Annotated in this window: 1 pseudogene; it reads right to left on the reverse strand. The window is 48.0% G+C overall.

What is annotated here, in order from left to right:
• Positions 1-185: 185 nt before the first annotated feature.
• Positions 186-950 (reverse strand): annotated as a pseudogene (locus R7Z47_RS24195) (RNA polymerase-associated protein RapA); the annotation flags it as partial.

Here is a 950-nt window from a genome sequence, read left to right on the forward strand (position 1 = left end):
CGGACTTACCGGAACCGCTGGCGGTGGGACGCAAACTGAAATGGCTATCGATTGCTGGGCTGATTTACTTGTTTGGCTTCTTAGCTTTGTTTATTTGGTGGAAGTGGTTGATGTAATCCACAGGCAAACCGTAGATAAAGAAAAAGGTCTTCGATTGAAGACCTTTTTTAATGCGTTTAATGCGATTAGTTGTGGCTCACCACGATCAGACGGAGCGAGTCGAGCTGCACTTGAGCTTGATTGATGTAACCAGTCAGCTCTTTGATTTGCGCTTCAATCGCTTCAATCTCTTCATCACGAATGTTTGGGTTCACCGCTTTCAAAGCTTGTAAACGCTCTAGCTCCGCATTCAAGCTTTGCTGCATATCTTGCTGCGCTTGCTTACGAACGGCTTCCACTTTCTCTTCAACCAGCACATCGCCCGCTTCAATCAAACGGTGCACGTCTTTTTGCACAGACGTCACCAGCTTGCTGCCAAGATGACGGTTTACTGGGCTAAGTTGACGGTTGAAACCTTCAAACTCCACTTGAGCCGATAGATCGTTACCGCGAGAGTCCATCATCAGACGGATTGGCGTTTTCGGTAAGAAACGAGTGATACCGCTGCGTTTTGGTGCTTGCGCATCTACCGCGTAAATCAGTTCAAGCAGAATCGTACCAACTGGCAACGCCTTGTTTTTCAACAGAGATACAGCAGAAGTACCCACACCTTCACTCATCAGAAGATCGATACCACCTTGGATCATTGGGTGTTCCCAACTGATGAAGTGCATGTCTTCACGAGAAAGCGCGGTATCGCGATCAAAAGTGATCGTCGCACCTTCGTATGGCAAACCAGGGTAGCTTGGCACCATAATGTGCTCTGCTGGCGTCACCACCAGTGCATTTTCGCCTTTGTCGTCTTGGTTCAAACCAATCGTATCCAACAGAGAAAGCGCAACCGTGACTAA

Source organism: Vibrio sp. 1641 (assembly GCF_033339995.1).
Classification (GTDB): domain Bacteria; phylum Pseudomonadota; class Gammaproteobacteria; order Enterobacterales; family Vibrionaceae; genus Vibrio; species Vibrio alginolyticus.